The sequence below is a fragment of the Xanthomonas maliensis genome, assembly GCF_009192945.1.
GTDB lineage: Bacteria > Pseudomonadota > Gammaproteobacteria > Xanthomonadales > Xanthomonadaceae > Xanthomonas > Xanthomonas maliensis.
This window is the reverse complement of record NZ_NSET01000022.1, coordinates 116,208-132,903: the sequence shown is the minus strand read 5'-3', so window position 1 is coordinate 132,903 and position 16,696 is coordinate 116,208. Positions and strand designations below refer to the sequence as shown.

At 65.7% G+C, this 16,696-nt stretch carries 17 protein-coding genes; 4 read left to right on the top strand and 13 right to left on the bottom strand.

What is annotated here, in order from left to right:
* From ispF to CKY51_RS07545, 8 genes are all read right to left on the bottom strand, one after another.
* Positions 1-363: 2-C-methyl-D-erythritol 2,4-cyclodiphosphate synthase (gene ispF, locus CKY51_RS07580; protein ID WP_152249059.1), on the bottom strand; the 363-nt coding region annotated here is incomplete at its 3' end.
* A gap of 6 nt (positions 364-369) precedes the next feature.
* Positions 370-1,170, bottom strand: coding sequence for a 2-C-methyl-D-erythritol 4-phosphate cytidylyltransferase (gene ispD, locus CKY51_RS07575; RefSeq protein WP_022972957.1), 801 nt, complete (start codon positions 1,168-1,170; stop codon positions 370-372).
* Positions 1,167-1,523: a cell division protein FtsB gene (gene ftsB / locus CKY51_RS07570; RefSeq protein WP_022972958.1), complete on the bottom strand. Its 357-nt coding sequence runs from the start codon at positions 1,521-1,523 to the stop codon at positions 1,167-1,169. Before ftsB ends, ispD begins: the two co-directional genes overlap by 4 nt.
* A gap of 3 nt (positions 1,524-1,526) precedes the next feature.
* Positions 1,527-2,819, bottom strand: coding sequence for a phosphopyruvate hydratase (gene eno / locus CKY51_RS07565; RefSeq protein ID WP_152249058.1), 1,293 nt, complete (start codon positions 2,817-2,819; stop codon positions 1,527-1,529).
* Between the two features lie 71 nt (positions 2,820-2,890).
* Positions 2,891-3,172 carry a hypothetical protein gene (locus CKY51_RS07560; protein WP_238319552.1) on the bottom strand — a complete coding sequence of 94 codons (282 nt, stop codon included), beginning with the start codon at positions 3,170-3,172 and terminating at the stop codon, positions 2,891-2,893.
* 127 nt (positions 3,173-3,299) lie between these two features.
* A complete protein-coding gene (kdsA, locus tag CKY51_RS07555; RefSeq protein WP_152249057.1) occupies positions 3,300-4,133 on the bottom strand; it encodes a 3-deoxy-8-phosphooctulonate synthase in 834 nt (277 codons plus the stop codon).
* A 185-nt stretch (positions 4,134-4,318) separates the two neighbouring features.
* Positions 4,319-5,983 carry a CTP synthase gene (pyrG, locus tag CKY51_RS07550; protein ID WP_022972963.1) on the bottom strand — a complete coding sequence of 555 codons (1,665 nt, stop codon included), beginning with the start codon at positions 5,981-5,983 and terminating at the stop codon, positions 4,319-4,321.
* Positions 5,984-6,141: 158 nt separating this feature from the next.
* The gene (locus CKY51_RS07545; protein WP_031340083.1) at positions 6,142-6,393 is read right to left on the bottom strand and encodes a hypothetical protein; all 252 of its coding nucleotides are present in this window, start codon (positions 6,391-6,393) and stop codon (positions 6,142-6,144) included.
* Positions 6,394-6,556: 163 nt separating this feature from the next.
* On the opposite strand from CKY51_RS07545, the gene parE reads away from it, so the two are divergent.
* Positions 6,557-8,446 (top strand): DNA topoisomerase IV subunit B, encoded by a 1,890-nt coding sequence (parE, locus tag CKY51_RS07540; RefSeq protein WP_031340085.1) that lies wholly within the window; start codon positions 6,557-6,559, stop codon positions 8,444-8,446.
* A 152-nt stretch (positions 8,447-8,598) separates the two neighbouring features.
* The gene (locus tag CKY51_RS07535; RefSeq protein WP_152249056.1) at positions 8,599-10,110 is read left to right on the top strand and encodes a S10 family peptidase; all 1,512 of its coding nucleotides are present in this window, start codon (positions 8,599-8,601) and stop codon (positions 10,108-10,110) included.
* 60 nt (positions 10,111-10,170) lie between these two features.
* Here the strand turns inward: CKY51_RS07535 and CKY51_RS07530 are convergent, their stop codons facing one another.
* The 3 genes from CKY51_RS07530 to CKY51_RS07520 form a co-directional block, all read right to left on the bottom strand.
* Positions 10,171-10,932 carry a YdcF family protein gene (locus CKY51_RS07530; RefSeq protein WP_022972967.1) on the bottom strand — a complete coding sequence of 254 codons (762 nt, stop codon included), beginning with the start codon at positions 10,930-10,932 and terminating at the stop codon, positions 10,171-10,173.
* A 108-nt stretch (positions 10,933-11,040) separates the two neighbouring features.
* Positions 11,041-12,168, bottom strand: coding sequence for an inorganic phosphate transporter (locus CKY51_RS07525; protein WP_022972968.1), 1,128 nt, complete (start codon positions 12,166-12,168; stop codon positions 11,041-11,043).
* Between the two features lie 9 nt (positions 12,169-12,177).
* Positions 12,178-12,804 carry a DUF47 domain-containing protein gene (locus CKY51_RS07520; RefSeq protein WP_152249055.1) on the bottom strand — a complete coding sequence of 209 codons (627 nt, stop codon included), beginning with the start codon at positions 12,802-12,804 and terminating at the stop codon, positions 12,178-12,180.
* Positions 12,805-13,078: 274 nt separating this feature from the next.
* Here CKY51_RS07520 and CKY51_RS07510 point away from each other — a divergent pair, with 274 nt between their 5' ends.
* A complete protein-coding gene (locus CKY51_RS07510; RefSeq protein ID WP_022972970.1) occupies positions 13,079-14,419 on the top strand; it encodes a hemolysin family protein in 1,341 nt (446 codons plus the stop codon).
* The gene (locus tag CKY51_RS07505) at positions 14,403-15,077 is read left to right on the top strand and encodes an exopolysaccharide biosynthesis protein (protein WP_031340088.1); all 675 of its coding nucleotides are present in this window, start codon (positions 14,403-14,405) and stop codon (positions 15,075-15,077) included. Before CKY51_RS07510 ends, CKY51_RS07505 begins: the two co-directional genes overlap by 17 nt.
* Before the next feature lie 25 nt (positions 15,078-15,102).
* Here the strand turns inward: CKY51_RS07505 and CKY51_RS07500 are convergent, their stop codons facing one another.
* A complete protein-coding gene (locus CKY51_RS07500) occupies positions 15,103-15,603 on the bottom strand; it encodes a pyridoxamine 5'-phosphate oxidase family protein (protein WP_022972972.1) in 501 nt (166 codons plus the stop codon).
* A 66-nt stretch (positions 15,604-15,669) separates the two neighbouring features.
* Positions 15,670-16,671: an LLM class flavin-dependent oxidoreductase gene (locus tag CKY51_RS07495; protein WP_022972973.1), complete on the bottom strand. Its 1,002-nt coding sequence runs from the start codon at positions 16,669-16,671 to the stop codon at positions 15,670-15,672.
* Positions 16,672-16,696: the final 25 nt, after the last annotated feature.

Here is a 16,696-nt window from a genome sequence, read left to right as displayed (position 1 = left end):
GGCGATGCGCGCGCGCATCGCCGACGCATGCGGGCCAACCTTGGGGCGTTCGCACACGACGGTGACGTCGGCATTGCCAACACACCAGCCGCGCGCACGCAGTAGCTGATCGCAATGCTGCAGGAACTGGATGCTGTCGGCCCCCTTCCAGCGCGCATCGGAGGGGGGGAAATGCTGACCGATATCCCCCAGCGCCAGCGCACCTAGCATCGCATCGCAGAGCGCATGCAGCACCACATCGCCATCGCTGTGGGCGAGCACGCCCTGGCTATGCGGCACGCGGACGCCACCGAGCATCACATGGTCGCCCGGGCCGAACGCATGCACGTCGTAGCCCTGGCCGATACGGAAGTTGAAGGACATGAGGCGTTAAATCTCTTCGGGACCCGCGACCCGGGTCCCGGAACCCGGAACGGCAGGCGCAAATACGAATGACGGTGGAGCGGCGCTTTGCGGGTCCCGGGTGCCAGGTCCCGGGTCCCGATGCGCCAGTTCGAACTGGAAACGCGCCAGGTCGGCGGACGTGGTGACCTTGAAGTTGCCCTCGGCACCTTCCACCAACAACGGCCGCAGGCCCAGGCGCTCGATCGCCATTGCCTCATCGGTGACCTCTACCCCGGCCGCCGCCGCTTCGGTGAGCCCGCGGATCAGCTGATGACGGCGAAACAGCTGCGGTGTCAGTGCGCGCCACAGCCGCTCGCGCGGCTCGGTGGCATCGATGCCACCATCGTCGCCCGCGCGCTTGAGGGTGTCGCGCACCGGCGCGGCCAGGATGGCCCCTACTGGATCGCCGCGACCGATCTCCAGCAAGCGCTCCAGATCGGCCAGCGCAAGATTGGGACGCGCCGCATCGTGCACCAGCACGAAATCGTCGGCGCGCACGCTCTCCGGCAAGGCCAGCAAACCGGCCAGCACCGAGGCCGCACGGGTGGAACCACCGACGCACGTGATGACTGGCGTGGCATGGACCGCAGTCCAACCCGGCCAGTCGACATCGTCCGGCGCCACCACGACCAGGATGCCGGCGACCGCCGGATGGGCGGCCAAGGCCGCCAAGGTGTAGGCGATCAACGGCGCGCCTGCGGCTTGCAAGTATTGCTTGGGGACCGGCCCACCGAAGCGGGTGCCGCGTCCGGCCGCGGGCACGATCGCCCACACCGAGCCGGTCATGGCTGCTCCCCGGCTGCGGGCGAGCCTGGCGTTTGGGCATCACCGTGCGGCTGGGCAGGCGGCGTGACAGGCGCATCCTCGACCACGCGATAGAACGTCTCACCGGGCTTGATCATGCCCAGCTCGCTGCGTGCGCGCTCTTCGATCGCTGCCTCGCCGTCCTTGAGATCCTTGACCTCGGCGGCCAGGGCCTGATTGCGTTGGCGCAGCCCTTCGTTGTCCTGGGCCTGATGCGCGACCTGGGCTTCCAGCATCATCACCTCGCCGGAATTCCCAGGCCCGAACCAAAAGCGGTACTGCAGCCACGCCAGCAAACATGCCAGCACCAACAGCAGCCACCGCCAGTTGCGCATGACTTATCGCTTGATCGAAACGAACGCGTCGCGACCGGCGTAACGCGCGCCGGACCCCAGCGCCTGCTCGATGCGCAGCAACTGGTTGTACTTGGCGACGCGATCACTGCGGCACAGCGAACCGGTCTTGATCTGCGTCGCGGTGGTCGCCACCGCGATATCGGCGATGGTGGTGTCCTCGGTCTCGCCGGAACGATGCGAAACGATCGCCGCGTACTCGGCGTGATGGGCCATCGCAATGGCTTCCAGGGTCTCGGTCAAGGTGCCGATCTGGTTGACCTTGATCAGGATCGCGTTGGCAGTGCCCGAATCGATGCCTTGCTTGAAGATCTTCGGATTGGTGACGAACAGGTCGTCGCCGACCAGTTGCACCTTGCTGCCGACGCGATCGGTGAGCAGCTTCCAGCCGGCCCAGTCGTCTTCGGCCAGGCCATCTTCGATGCTGATGATCGGGTACTGTGCAACCCAGTCGGCCAGGAAGTCGACGAACTGCTCGCTGGTCAGACGCTTGTTCTCGCCGACCAGGTTGTACTTGCCGTTGTCGTAGAACTCGCTGGAGGCCACATCCAGACCCAGCATGACGTCTTCGCCAGCGGTGTAACCGGCCTTGCCGATCGCTTCGAGAATGGTATCGAGCGCTTCGACATTGCTGCGGAAGTCAGGTGCGAAGCCGCCTTCATCGCCCACCGCAGTGCTCAGGCCGTGCCCCTTGAGCACCGACTTGAGCGAATGGAAGATCTCGGTGCCGGCGCGCAGCGCTTCGGAGAACGAGCTGCAGCCGACCGGCAGCACCATGAATTCCTGGAAGTCGACATTATTGTCGGCATGCGCACCGCCGTTGATGATGTTCATCATCGGCACCGGCAGCGCCACGTCCGACTCGGTGATGGTGGACAAGTACTGCCACAACGGCCGCTTGCGCGAGGCCGCCACCGCATGCGCGGCGGCGAGCGAGACGCCCAACAGCGCATTGGCACCCAGGCGGCCCTTGTTCTCGGTGCCGTCCAGATCGATCAAACGCCGGTCCAGGCCCTGTTGGTCGGCGGCATCGAAGCCCTTCAGCGTGTCGGCGATGGTGCCGTTGACGTTGCCGACCGCCTTGCCGACGCCCTTGCCCAGATAGCGGGTCTTGTCGCCATCGCGCAGCTCCACCGCCTCCTTGGTGCCGGTCGAAGCACCCGACGGCACTGCCGCGCGGCCGAACGAGCCGTCTTCCAGCGTGACTTCCGCCTCCAGCGTGGGATTGCCGCGGGAGTCGAGGATTTCGCGGGCGAGGATCTTGGCGATAGTGGTCATAGGTCCGATCGGTTACCAGTAAAGGGGGGAGTACACCGGAAACAGCTGCCGGATTATCGCCGCACACCGCCCTATTGCCAAATCGCGGGAGAGCGGACGCGCAACAGGCCGACGACGGCGCTGTCGGCCATCAGGCCCAGCAACGGCAAGCCACACACCACCAGCGGCACGAGCAGTAACGCAAGACCGATGGCCGCCGCACCAGGCTGGCGCTGCAGCCCAAACGCGAGCGGGCTGGCGACCAGAGCACCCAACGTCGCCAATGCAGCTGCGGGCAGGGCGAGCAGCATCGGCACCCGCGTCGCCTGCAGCGCATGGCTGCCATCGCCAGGCATGCCGATGCTGGCCGCCATCAAGACCCCCATGGCGACCCAACACCCCGATGCAGCGAGCGATAGACCCAGCGCCCCTCACCCCAGGGCCAACGGCGCCATTCCCAAGCCGGCGGTCGCACGACCGCCGCTGCGCCAAGCGGATCGCTCAGACGCCCTGCTCGAGAAAGCCGTGGCGCTTGGTCACGCTGTCCAACGCCAGCAAGGTCTCCAGCAAGGCTTCCATCTTGTCCAGCGGCCAGGCATTGGGGCCGTCGGACAGCGCCTTGGCCGGGTCGGGATGGGTCTCGGCGAACACGCCAGCCACGCCGACCGCCACCGCCGCGCGCGCCAGCACCGGCACGAACTCGCGCTGGCCACCGGAACTGCTGCCCTGCCCGCCTGGCAGCTGCACCGAATGGGTGGCATCGAACACCACCGGGCAGCCGGTCTCGCGCATCACGCTCAGCGAACGCATGTCGCTGACCAGGTTGTTGTAACCGAACGACGCGCCGCGCTCACAGACCATGATCTGCTCGTTGCCGGTGGACTTGGCCTTGTCCACCACCGGCTTCATGTCCCACGGCGACAGGAACTGGCCCTTCTTGATGTTGACCGGCTTGCCGGCCGCACAGACGTTCTTGATGAAATCGGTCTGTCGCACCAAAAACGCCGGGGTCTGCAGCACGTCGACCACCGCGGCGACCTCGTTCATCGGCGTGTACTCGTGCACATCGGTCAGCACCGGCACGCCGATCTGGGTCTTCACCGCCTCCAGCACCTTCAAGCCCTCTTCCAGGCCGGGGCCACGGAAGCTGGTGCCGGATGTCCGATTGGCCTTGTCGAAGCTGGACTTGAAGATGAAGTTGATGCCGAGCTTGCCGGTGATCTCCTTCAAGCGCCCAGCCACGTCCAACTGCAGTTGCATCGATTCGATCACGCAGGGACCGGCAATCAGGAACAAGGGCTGATCCAGGCCGACTTCGAAGCCACACAGTTTCATCAGGTCACCTATTGCGTTTGAGCATCTCCCTTGAGGGAGAGCAATGATCCGGGCTTGGCCCCTCTCAATCAGGGAGGGATTAGGAGGCGTTGGCGAAGCCTGTCCGCATCGAAGCGCAGGCGGCTTCGCCTATAGCCTTGTTCCAGCATGTCGCGCCACCTTCTCCCAGCGGGAGAAGGGAATAATCACGCACGCGCTTCCTTCAATAACTTCCCACCCGCCTTGCGCTCGCGCGCGGCGCGTACGAAGCCGATGAACAGCGGATGCCCGTCGCGCGGGGTGGACAGGAATTCCGGGTGCGCCTGGCAGGCCAGGAACCACGGATGCGCCTCGCGCGGCAGCTCCACCATTTCGACCAAGGTATCGTCCATCGACTTGGCCGAGATCACCAGGCCGGCGTCTTCCAACTGCGTGCGGTAGCGGTTGTTGAACTCGTAGCGGTGACGATGGCGCTCGGCGACCACGTCCTTGCCGTACAGCTCGCGCGCCAGCGTGCCGGGCTTGAGGCGCTGTTCCTGCAGGCCCAGGCGCATGGTGCCGCCGAGGTCGGATTTCTCGTCGCGCTTTTCCACTTCGCCGGTCGCGGTGCGCCACTCGGTGATCAGCCCGATCACCGGATGCGGCGACTGCCGATCGTTCTCGGTGCTGTTGGCGGACTCCAGCGCGGCAACATGGCGCGCATAGTCCACCACCGCCGCCTGCATGCCGTAACAAATGCCGAAGTACGGCACCTTGTGCTCGCGCGCATAGCGGGAGGTCTGCACCTTGCCCTCGAAGCCGCGATCGCCGAACCCACCGGGCACCAGGATGCCATCGACATCGCGCAGCGCCTCCATGCCGGCGTTTTCCAGGTCCTGCGCTTCCAGCCAGGTCAGGTTGACCTTGGTGCGCTGACGCAGGCCACCGTGCTTGAGCGCCTCGGCCACCGACTTGTAGGCGTCCTGGTGGTCCACGTACTTGCCGACCACCGCGATGGTGACCTCGTCGAGCGGATGCTTGACCGCGTCCACCACCGCCGACCATTCCGACAGATCCGCCGCGCCGGCCTTGTCGCGCAGCTTGAACTGGTCGATGACGATCTCGTCCAGGCCCTGCCGGTGCAGCTCCAACGGCATGCCGTAGAGCACGTCGATATCGGCGCAGCTGATCACCGCACGCTCGGAGACGTTGGTGAACAGCGCGATCTTGCGGCGCTCGGAATCGGGAATGGCCTGCTCGGACCGGCACAGCAGCACGTCCGGCTGGATGCCGATCGAGCGCAGCTCCTTGACCGAGTGCTGGGTCGGCTTGGTCTTCAACTCGCCGGCCGCGACGATGTACGGCACCAGGGTCAGGTGCATGAACATGGCCTTCTCGGCGCCACGCTCGGTGCGGACCTGGCGAATCGCTTCCAGGAATGGCAGCGACTCGATGTCGCCGACCGTGCCGCCGATTTCCACCAGGGCCACGTCGAAGCCGGCCGTGGCCTCGTCGACACAGCGACGGATCTCGTCGGTGATATGCGGAATGACCTGCACGGTGGCGCCGAGGTAGTCGCCGCGGCGCTCCTTGCGGATGACGTTCTCGTAGATCCGGCCGGTCGTCACCGAGTTCTTGCGCGACAAGCGGGTGCGGACGTAGCGCTCGTAGTGCCCAAGGTCCAGGTCGGTCTCGGCACCGTCGTCGGTGACGTAGACCTCGCCATGCTGGAACGGGCTCATCGTGCCCGGGTCCACATTGATGTACGGGTCCAGCTTCATCATCGTGACCTTCAGGCCACGCGCTTCAAGAATGGACGCAAGCGAAGCAGCGGCGATGCCCTTGCCTAGCGAGGACACTACACCGCCTGTTACGAAAATCAGGGGAGTCATGGGGCTCAAGGCCTCCCGGAAAGCCATAGTTTAACGGGTGATGCGCCAATGCCCAAGCATTGCATTGGCGAGCGCGCAGTGGCAGGGCTCGCCACCGGCACAAACGCAAAGCGCCCCGGACGAGCCGGGGCGCTGGCGCATCGCGATGCGACGGTGACTCAGCGCGCCTTGTCCTCTTCCTCTTCCTCGCGCTGGTTGAGCTTGCCGCTCTTCTCGGCCTTGGCCTTCTCGGCGGCCGCGGCGGCGCGGCGCTCGGCCTTGCGCTCGGCCTCGCTCTTGGCCTTGTCGTCGGCGGCCTTGGGCGCATCGGCGCGCTGGCCGGACTGCTGCGGGGCTGCCTGGGCCAGCGCCGGCAAGGCCGTCACTGCCGCAACGGCGGCGGCGAGCATCAACATGTACTTGACCTTCATGGTGTCCTCCGGCAATCGGTTACGCCCTAGGTGGGGACGTTTGTGTCCGATTTCCAGGGTTAGCGTAGCGAGCGTGGCGTGGCCCGCCACTGAACGCGCCGCGCGTGCAAAAAATCCCGCCAGACCCCACACTTGCGCGTCGTTTCACGTGCCGACGAGATGCATGAACACCCGTTATAACGCTGCCGATATTGAAGTCCTGTCCGGGCTGGACCCGGTCAAGCGCCGCCCCGGCATGTACACCGACACCGCGCGCCCGAACCACCTGGCGCAGGAAGTCATCGACAACTCGGTCGACGAAGCGCTGGCCGGACATGCCAAGCAGATCGAGGTGACGCTGTTCAAGGACGGCAGTTGCGAAGTGTCCGATGACGGCCGCGGCATGCCGGTGGACATCCATCCGGAAGAAAAGATCCCCGGCGTAGAACTGATCCTGACCCGGCTGCATGCCGGCGGCAAGTTCAGCAACCGCAACTACACCTTCTCCGGCGGCCTGCATGGCGTGGGCGTGAGCGTGGTCAATGCGCTGTCGACCAAGGTCGAGCTGTTCATCAAGCGCGAAGGCAGCGAGCACCGCATGGAATTCCGCGACGGCCATGCCGCGTCCAAGCTGGAAGTGGTCGGCACCGTCGGCAAGAAGAACACCGGCACGCGGCTGCGGTTCTGGGCCGACCCCAAGTATTTCGACACCCCCAAATTCAACGTCCGTGCGCTGCGCCACCTGCTGCGCGCCAAGGCGGTGCTGTGCCCCGGCCTGACCGTCAAGCTGCACGACGAGGCCACCGGCGAACAGGACAGCTGGTACTTCGAAGACGGCCTACGCGACTACCTGAAGGGCGAAATGGCCGAGCGCGAACTGCTGCCGGCCGAGTTGTTCGTCGGCAGCCTGAAGAAGGACACCGAGGTGGTGGACTGGGCGGCGGCCTGGGTGCCGGAAGGCGAGCTGGTCCAGGAAAGCTACGTCAACCTGATTCCCACCGCCCAGCACGGCACCCACGTCAACGGCCTGCGTTCGGGCCTGACCGATGCGCTGCGCGAATTCTGCGACTTCCGCAACCTGCTGCCGCGCGGCGTCAAGCTGGCGCCGGAAGACGTCTGGGACCGCGTCACCTTCGTGCTCAGCCTGAAGATGACCGACCCGCAGTTCTCCGGTCAGACCAAGGAACGCCTGTCTTCGCGCCAGGCTGCCGGCTTCATCGAAGGCGCCGCGCACGACGCTTTCAGCCTTTACCTCAATCAGAACGTGGAGATCGGCGAGAAGATCGCGCAGATCGCCATCGACCGTGCCAGCGCGCGGCTGAAGACCGAAAAACAGATCGTTCGCAAGAAGGTCACCCAAGGCCCGGCCCTGCCCGGCAAGCTGGCCGACTGCATCAGCCAGGATCTCTCGCGCACCGAGCTGTTCCTGGTAGAAGGCGACTCGGCCGGCGGCAGCGCCAAGCAGGCGCGCGACAAGGATTTCCAGGCGATCCTGCCGTTGCGCGGCAAGATCCTCAACACCTGGGAAGTGGCCTCGGGCAGCGTGCTGGCCTCCGAGGAGGTGCATAACCTGGCGATCGCGATCGGCTGCGACCCGGGCAAGGACGACATCAGCGGCCTGCGCTACGGCAAGGTGGTGGTGCTGGCCGACGCCGACTCCGACGGACTGCATATCGCCACGTTGCTGACGGCGCTGTTCCTCAAGCACTTCCCCGCGCTGGTGGCCGCCGGCCACGTGTTCGTGGCGATGCCGCCGCTGTTCCGCGTGGACGTGGGCAAGCAGGTGTTCTACGCGTTGGACGAAGAAGAGAAGACCACCCTGCTGGACAAGATCGCCCGCGAGAAGATCAAGGGCCAGCTCAGCGTGACCCGCTTCAAGGGCCTGGGCGAGATGAATCCGCAGCAGTTGCGCGAGTCCACCATCCACCCTGACACCCGCCGCCTGGTGCAGTTGACCATCGACGATGGCGAGCAGACCCGCTCGTTGATGGACATGTTGCTGGCCAAGAAGCGCGCCGGCGATCGCAAGCAATGGCTGGAAGCCAAGGGCGACCTCGCTTCACTGGAGGTCTGAGCCGGCAGTGGCCCGGTGGCGCGGCTGCGCCGCCGGGTGCGCGTGGGTCGGCAGCCCGGTTCGCGCCGGCGCAGCGGCATGCCTTTTTGCACATCCAGCGACCGCGAGCGGCGCCGTAGCATCGGTGGTTCCGTCCGCCACCTGTCGATGCCATGCCCACGTTCCTGCGTGCCAGCCTGCTGGCCTGCGTCCTGCTGACCGTCCCGGCGCTGGCCATCGCCGGCGACGCGCCCGCCGCCAACCAGGCGTCTTCTTCCAAGTCCGATAGCGGCGATGCCGCCAAGCCGGCACCGTTGCCAGCCGATGCCAGCGTGCGCCAGAGCACCCGGGTGGCCGGACGCAGCCTTTCCTATACCGCCACCGTTGGCGCGCTGCCGGTCCGCGACGACCATGGCAAATCGCTGGGCGACGTGGTCTTTACCGCCTATACCGTCGACGGCAAGGACCGGCCGGTGACCTTCGCCCTCAATGGCGGCCCGGGCGCGGCGTCGGTCTACCTCAATCTGGGCGCGATCGGGCCGAAGGTGGTCGCATTTGGCTCAGAAGGCGACAGCGCCTCGGCACCGGCGACCCTGCACGACAATCCGGGCACCTGGCTGGATTTCACCGACCTGGTGTTCATCGATCCGATCGGCACCGGCTTCAGCCGCTCGCTGGTCGACGATGACCAGGCCAAGAAGCAGTTCTACAACCCGCAGGCCGACATCGAATATCTGTCGCGGGTGATCTACGACTGGCTGCTGAAACATCGCCGACTGCAGTCGCGCAAATATCTGGTTGGCGAAAGCTACGGCGGCTTCCGCGGTCCGCGCATCACCCACTATCTGCAAACGCGGCTAGGGGTGGCGATGAATGGTGTGGTGCTGGTATCGCCCTACCTGTCGCCCACGCTGGACGACAACAGCGACGTATCGCCGATGGCGTGGATGATGACCCTGCCCTCGATCGCTGCCGCGCATCTCGAACGCCAGGGCCACCTCAGCGCCACCGAAATGCGGAAGGTGGTGGACTACACCCGTGGCGACTACGTGGTCGCGCTGATGAAGGGCCGCTCCGATCCGCAGGCGACCGAGGCGATGCTGCAACAGGTCACCCGCATGACCGGCCTGGATCCGGCCTATGTCCGGCGCGCCGGCGGCCGGCTGGAAACCCAGTCCTATCTGCGCGAAGTATTCCGCGACAAGGGTGAGCTCGGCAGCCGCTACGACTCCAACGTCACCGCGTTCGATCCGTTCCCCAACGATCCCGAGCAACGCGCCAACGACCCGTTGCTGGACAGCATCATCGCGCCGACCACCACCGCGATGGTGGACTTCGTCACCCGCGTGGTGGGCTGGAAAGTGGATGCGCGCTACCAGGCGCTGAATTACGACGTCAACAAACTGTGGGACTGGAACGATGAACTGCGCAAGGGCTCGGTGACCCAGCTGCGCCAGGCGGTCGCCATCGATCCCCGACTGCGCGTGCTGATCGCACATGGCTGGAACGATCTCTCCTGCCCGTTCATGGGTTCGGTGCTGACCGTCGACCAGATGCCCTCGATGGGCAAGGATCCGGATCGGGTGCAGGTGCGCGAATATCCGGGCGGCCACATGTTCTACAACCGCCCCGACAGCCAGGCCGCGTTCCGCGACGACGTCAAGGCGATGTACGAGATCCGCTGAGCGAACCGAGCGAGGTGGGCAGCGCCGCCAGTGCGGCGCTGCGGCGCATCACCCCGGCGCTCAGGGTGCGCCGGGTTCGACCGCCTTCACGTTCCAGCCCATCCACTGATAGAAGCGGTAGCGTGCGATGCCCAGGTACTCGTGCAAGGCGACATCGGCCAGGGTGAAGTTGTAGCTCTGCGGCAGGATCGACCAGGAAGCGGTCAGCCAATCGGCGCGCACCGGCACCGCGTCGATGCCGAAATGCCGGAAGTACAGTTCGGCGCGACGCAGATGGGTGGCCGAGGACACCAGCACGATGCGGTCGGGTCGGTACGCCCGCAGCAGCGGCTGGCTGAACTGCGCGTTCTGCCAGGTATTCATGCTGGACGGCTCCATGATCAGATCCGCCCGGTCGATCCCCAGCCCGATCAACACGCGCTGGTAGACCATCGCCTCGGACATCCCGAGGCCGCGCGCATCGCCACCGCTGATTTCGATCTTGCAATCGCCGCTGCGATGCCGGCACTGCCGATAGAGCCGTGCCGCTTCGATGATGCGGCCATACGCGAACAGATTGGCTTCGGCGACGGCGTCACGTCCCTCCGGGCGCACGGTGCCAGCGCCCAACAGCACGATGACGTTGCGCGCGCCCCAGCCGTCGAAATCGTTGACCCCGGTGCGCTGCAGGTGTTGCAGCATCCACATCGGCAGCGGGCCGCAGCCGACCGCAAACACCAGGAGCAGACTGATGCCGCCCAATACGCGGGAAAACCGCCGCAGTCCGCGCCGATCGATCCACCAGGCGAACCCGAACAATACGCACACCAGCGCAAGCATCATCGAACAAGGTCTCTACGTATCACGCGCAGACGACCCCGGTAACGGCAGATCCCTTGCGCAACAGCACCGCAGCATGATCGCCACGCGTGACCGCGTCGCGACATCGTCTCAGCTCCAGCCCAGCAACTCGAATCCGCGCAGGATCAGGTAGGCCACCCCGCCGGCCGCCGGGATGGTCAGGATCCAGGCCCAGACGATCCGCTCGATCACGCCGAAACGCAGCGAACGGGGATTCTTCGCAAAGCCCACGCCCATGATGGCGGTGGAGATGCTGTGGGTGGTCGATACCGGCATGCCGAAGTGCGCGGCCAGGGTCAGCACGGTGGCCGAACTGGTCTCGGCAGCAAAGCCGTGGATGGGATGCAGCTTGACCATCTTGTGGCCAAGGGTCTTGATGATCTTCCAGCCGCCCGAGGCCGTCCCCGCCGCCATCACCACCGCGCAGGTCAGCACGATCCACATCGGGATACCGTCGCCGGCCGCCAGGCCCGCGCCCGGGCGCAGGAACGCCAGCCAGCCGGGCAGATCGTCCAGCACGCCGGCCGACTGCGCGCCGATCAGCGTCATGGCGATGATGCCCATGGTCTTCTGCGCGTCGTTGTGGCCGTGCGCATAGCCCATGTAGGCGGCAGAGGCGATCTGCGCCTTGCCGAAGAAGGCATTGACCCACCGCGGCCGCGCCAATCGGCCGATCGGGCCGCCGAGCCGGGCCATGCCGGCGATGATCGCCCACAACAGCAACATCACCGCGATGCCGAGCACGAAGCCGGCGATCGGCGAGGTGATCATCGGCACGAACACCTTCCACAGCAGGCCCTTGTTCTTGGCCCAGTTGCCGATGTTCTCCGACCAGATCAGCGCATGCCAATTGTTCTGCGCCGCCGCCAGCCCGGCACCGCACAGCCCGCCGATCAACGCGTGCGAGGACGACGAGGGCAAGCCCTTCCACCAGGTGATCAGGTTCCAGATGATGCCGCCCAGCAGGGCACACAGGATCACCTGCGGAGTGACCTCGACGACCTCGGTATTGAGCAGCCCCGAGGCGATGGTCAGCGCCACCGCGGTACCGGTCAAGGCGCCGACCAGGTTCATGCCGGCGGCCAGCATCACCGCCCAACCGGGTGACAGCACCTTGGTCGCCACCACGGTGGCGATGGAGTTGGCGGTATCGTGGAAGCCGTTGATGAACTCGAACACCAACGCGGCCAGGATCACCACCAGGACAAGAGTCAGCACGCGCGAACCTCAGCTGTTCTTCAGCACGATCTGGTAGACCACCACGCCGGCCTCGCGGCAGCGGTCGATGGCCTTCTCCAGGATTTCGAAGAACTCCTTCAGCAGGAACATCTGCAGGTTGTCCAGACGGCCGGAATAGATGTCGCGGTATAGCTCCAGCATCAGCCGGTCGGCCTCGTTCTCCAGCATGCGCAGCTTGTCGTTGAGCGCGGTCATGCGGTCGATGTGCATGTTCGGCAGGTCGTTGACCATCTCCACCACGACCGCGGCGGCCTGTTCCAGCATCGCCGCGCGCGGGGCGAAGTCGATGTGCTCCAGATGCTGGGTGGCCAGCGAGTAGCGGTCGGCGAACTTCTCGACCTGCTTGGGAATCTTGTACAGCGCCGACCCCAGCGCCTCGATGTCCTCGCGCTCGATCGGGGTCATGAAACTGTCCACCAGCGCCTGACCGATCTTGTCGGAAGCGGCGCGCTCGCGCAGGCGGGCCAGCTTGAAGGCGTCCAGGGCGGGTTGGCGGTCGGACTCGCGCATCATGGCGTGCAACGCCTTGGTGCTGTCGTAGGCGGCCTGTGCCGCCTCGTTCAGAAGCGCATAGAACTGCTTGCCGGAGCCGAAGATGGTCTGCAACGAGAACATGGGTGGACAACTTCCTGCCGTCGAGGGAGAGACGGCACCAGGGGCGAATTATGACCGTTGCATGACCCCTCTGGGTATATCGGCGACCTCGACCGCCTTCACACCCGCATGTCCCGGCTCCACCGACGCTGCCGGTTTGCTACCATGCCAGCGCGCCTACGGGCGCATCCTATGGAAGACGCCCCCTTATCCCCCTGCCGGCGGCCCGCTCCTGCGCGCCCAGGCCACCCAGGCTCCACACCGCCCTCCCCTTCACTGACCGGGGAAGACGCCCGTGGTTGAGTTCCTGATCGTCATCGCCCTCATCGTGTTGAACGGCTTCTTCGCCATGTCGGAGATGTCGTTGATGACCTCGCGCAAGAGCCGGCTCAAGCAGATGGCGCAGTCCAGCGCGCGCGCGGGCAAGGCGCTGGCGCTGGCGGAGAACCCCGAGCACTTCCTGTCCACCGTGCAGATCGGCATCACCGCGATCGGCATCCTGACCGGCGTGTTCGGTGGCGACGCCATCGGCGAGGCGATCGCGATCAAGCTGCAGGCGCTGTTCCCGGCGCTGGCAGGCGGCGTCGCGCTGTTCGGCGCCCCGCAACCATGGTCGCAGTTGATCGGCAAGACCCTGGCGATCGTGCTGATCACCTTCCTGACGCTGATCTTCGGCGAACTGGTACCCAAACGCCTTGCCCTGACCCGCTCGGAAAGTATTGCCAGCTTCGTGGCGATGCCGATGGGCTGGCTGGCCAAGATCGCTGCGCCCGGGGTCTGGGTGCTATCGCATTCGACCCGGCTGGTACTGCGGATGCTGGGCCTGGGCAAGGACGAATCGGCGTCGGTGACCGAAGAAGAAATCCGCATGCTGGTGGCCGAAAGCCACGAGGCCGGCGTGATCGACGCCCACGAACGCGACATGATGAACCGGGTGATGCGCCTGGGCGACCGCACTGCCGACAGCCTGATGACCCCGCGCAACCGCATCGCCTGGCTGGACGCCAACGCCGAGCCGGAGCGCAACCTGCAAGTGATGCGTGAGCACGAGTTCTCGCGCTACCCGGTGTATCGCGGCAGCGACCAGGACATCGCCGGCGTGCTGGAGGTCAAGTCGCTGGTCACGCGAATGGACGGTCACGGCGCGCAGCTGTTCCAGCAATTGCGCGACACCTTGTTCGTATCCGAATCGACCCATGCGATGAAATTGCTGGAGATCTTCCGCGAGGAACAGCAGTCGATGGCACTGGTGGTCGACGAGTACGGCGAGATCCGCGGCCTGGTGACGCTCAGCGACCTGATGGGCGCGGTGGTCGGCCGGCTGCAGTCGGTGGACAATCCCGACGAAGACGCGCTGGTGGTGACCCGCGCCGACGGCTCGCTGCTGATCGATGGCTCGCTGCCGGTGGAAGAGCTGCGCGAGGTACTGGCCGCTGAACTGCCCGACGCCGAGGACGGCGATTACCACACGCTGGCTGGACTGTGCATCTATTACTTCGGGCGTATTCCGCAGGCCGGCGAATTCTTCGACTGGGCCGGCTGGCGCATCGAGATCGTCGATCTCGATGGTGCGCGCGTGGACAAGCTGCTGCTGCGCCGGATCGGCGACGAGGACAGTGATGACATCGTCGGATGAGAGCGGGCAACACCGCTCCGGTCCGGACGATCAGGCGCGCATGCGCTACCGCAACGAAGGCATCCGCAGTCTGCTGGCGGCTTTCGCCGATGGCGATCCGGAGCAGGTGCTGCGCGTGCGCGACATTCTTGCCGACCTGCAGCAGAGCGCGTTCGGCGTGTTTCTGTTCCTGGCGATCCTGCCGGCCTTTATCCCCATCCCTGGCGTGGCCGGCGGGATCAGCGGCCCGCTGACGATTCTGATCGGCCTGCAGTTGTTGTGCGGACTGCGCAAGCCCTGGGTCCCGCGCATGATTGGCGAGCGTGGGCCGCGTCGCAGCACCGGCCAGCGTTTCGTCGCCAAGCTGGCGCCGACGTTGCAACGGCTGGATCGCGTGCTCAAGCCACGTTTGCCCGGCTTGCTCGACCGCCTGCCAGCGCAGATGTTCACCGGCGTGCTGCTGGTGTCGGTGGGTATCCTGCTGACCCTGCCGATTCCGTTCACCAATTATCTGTTCGGCCTGATCCTGCTGGTGTTCGCTCTGGCCTTGCTCGAACGCGATGGCGCGCTGTTGTTGGCCGCCTGGACCGCGGGGCTGGCATCGGTGGCGGTGTTCGGGGTGACGTCCGATCAGTTGCTGGACCTGATCCGCGAGTGGTGGCCCGCCGCCTGGCGCTGAGCGCGACAGCGGGCCAACCTTCGGCTTACTTCAGATCGACGATGCGGTTGTCCGACAGGCTGCCGGGATCGTCGGTGACGGCGGTCATGACGAAATACAAGGCCTTGCCCAGCAGTCCGCCCGGGCCATCCCAGTACTCGGCCGATTCAGCGCGCACATGGATCAGACGCAGATTCGGATCGTCCTTGCCGCCGGGGAAGAACAGCTTCATCGCTGGCGACCACAACGCAGCGATCTTGGCACGGTCGTCGACAACACGAGCGGTGCCGGCGACCGACACGTAGGTATTCTTCGCCGGCGATGCATAGGCCACATTGACGCGTGGATCGGCGGCAATCTCGGCGACCTTGGGGCTGTCGGCGGCAGTGGCGAACCACAGATCGCCATCGAACTCCACTTCCTGCGTGCCCAGCGGACGGCTCACCAGCCGGCCATCGGCGGACACGGTGGTGAACATCGCCACCTCCACGCCACGGATCAGCTCGGCCAGTTGGCGGATGCTGTCGCTGCGCTGCTCGTCCTGCATGCTGTTACCTCTCGACTCCGTTGGAATGCATGCATCTGAGCCGATCGCCGCGCAAGAGCCCGTGAATCACGCAGGGCTCAGTTCCGTCTGTTGGCAGGCCTCGGCGGCAAGTTGAAACGAGCGCAAGCGCGCGACATGGTCGTAGATGTTGGCGGTGAACAGCAATTCGTCGGGACGATGGCGTGCGACGAAGTCGGCCACGCCTTGCGCCACCTGCTCGGCATCGCCCAACACGGTGCAGGCCAATGCACGCTCCACACCCGCACGTTCGTGCGGCTGCCAGAACGCCTCGATATCGTCGATCGGCGGCGGGATCTTGCCCGGACGGCCGCGACGCAGGTTGACGAAACTCTGTTGCTGGGTGGTGAACAGGCGCTTGGCTTCTGCCTCGCTGTCGGCGGCGATCACGTTGAGCGCCAGCATCGCGCGCGGCTTATCCAGATGCACCGACGGGCGGAACTCGCGACGGTAGATCGCCACTGCCTCGTCCATCACATCGGGCGCGAAATGCGAGGCGAAAGCGAACGACAACCCCATTGCGGCGGCCAGACGCGCACTGAACAGACTCGAGCCCAACAGCCACACCGGCACGCTCAAGCCGGCGCCGGGTACCGCCTGCACCAACTGCCCGGGCACTGCCGGGGCGAAATAGCGCAACAACTCCGCCACATCCTGCGGAAACTGGTCGGCGCTATCGAAATAACGGCGCAACGCGCGTGCGGTGGGCTGATCGGTACCGGGTGCGCGGCCCAGCCCCAGGTCGATGCGCTGTGGATACAGCGAGGCCAGCGTGCCGAATTGCTCGGCCACCTGCAGCGGTGCGTGATTGGGCAGCATGATGCCGCCGGCACCGACGCGGATGGTGTTGGTGCCGCCGGCCACATGACCGATCAACACGGCAGTGGCCGCGCTGGCGATGCCCGGCATGTTGTGGTGCTCGGCCAACCAATAACGCTGGTACCCCCACCGTTCGGCATGCTGTGCCAGGTCGAGCATATTGGCGAACGCCTGGGTGGTATCGCTGCCCTCGCACACCGGTGCGAGGTCGAGTACGGAAATCGGCGTCATCGCGCGGTCCCATCGAAGAAGATGC